A 991-nucleotide genomic window follows, 5' to 3' on the forward strand; every position below is an offset into this window, starting at 1 on the left:
CGTCATCGGCCTGATCGGCGGGCGCGCCGGCTGCTATGGCGGCGGCAGCCTGATCGCGGGCACCTGCTCGCGGCTGATCATCTCCGAACAGGGGCGGCTGAGCGTCAGCGGCCCCGAGGTGATCGAGACCAACAAGGGGATCGAGGAATTCGACTCGCGCGACCGCGCGCTGGTCTGGCGCACGATGGGCGGCAAGCACCGCTATCTCATCGGCGGAGCCGACACCTTCGTCGACGACGAAGCGATGGCGTTTCGGCAAGCCGCGATCGACGCGCTCAGGGCCGGCAGACGATGCGACGCCGAGATTCTCGAGGCCGAGCAGAAGCGACTCGAACGACGGCTGCAGCGTTTCGGCGAGACCGAGGACGCCGTTGAGATCTGGCAGGCGCTCGGCGTCGACGAGCCGACCGAGATCCCCGCACTTCCGACCGAAGCATTTCTCCGCGCAGCCAACAACAGAGAGAATGCCGATGACGCTCGATGAAATCCTGACCAGCCTGTTCCCGCACGGCAGCAAGATCGAAACATCGGGCGCGATGCTCGCGGGACGGGCAGTCCTGCCCGGCGGCGGACCAATTCACGTCCTCGGCGTCACCCATGGACAGCCGCTCGGCGTGGATGAAGCAATTGTGCTCGCGGGGCGCGTGCTTGAGATCGTCAAAACGAAGGACCGTGCGCCGATCCTGTTCCTGGTGGATTCCGCCAGCCAGCGCATGAGCAAACGCGACGAACTGCTGGGCCTCAGCGAATATTTGTCGCATCTCGCCAAGTCCCTGCTGCTGGCGGAAGCCGAAGGACACCGTACCGTCGGCCTTCTCTATGGCGGCAGTGCTGCCGGCGCGTTCATTGCCACCGCGCTTGCCACCGGCACGCTGGTGGCGCTGCCCGGCGCGCATCCCGCGGTGATGGACCTGCCCTCGATGGCACGCGTCACCAAGCTTCCGATCGATGTCTTGAAAGCGAAGGCGGAAGCCACGCCGGTGTTCGCGCC

The 991-nt window shown here is 66.1% G+C and carries 1 protein-coding gene and 1 pseudogene; both read left to right on the plus strand.

Going from position 1 to position 991, the window contains the following annotated elements:
* Positions 1 to 484: pseudogene (locus MOV75_RS39560) on the plus strand (biotin-independent malonate decarboxylase subunit beta); the annotation flags it as partial.
* Positions 471 to 991: biotin-independent malonate decarboxylase subunit gamma (locus MOV75_RS39565; protein WP_247008270.1), on the plus strand; the 521-nt coding region annotated here is incomplete at its 3' end. The pseudogene MOV75_RS39560 and the gene MOV75_RS39565, both read left to right, overlap by 14 nt.

Origin of the sequence: Bradyrhizobium sp. PRIMUS42, from assembly GCF_023006515.1 — a bacterium.
Classification (GTDB): domain Bacteria; phylum Pseudomonadota; class Alphaproteobacteria; order Rhizobiales; family Xanthobacteraceae; genus Bradyrhizobium.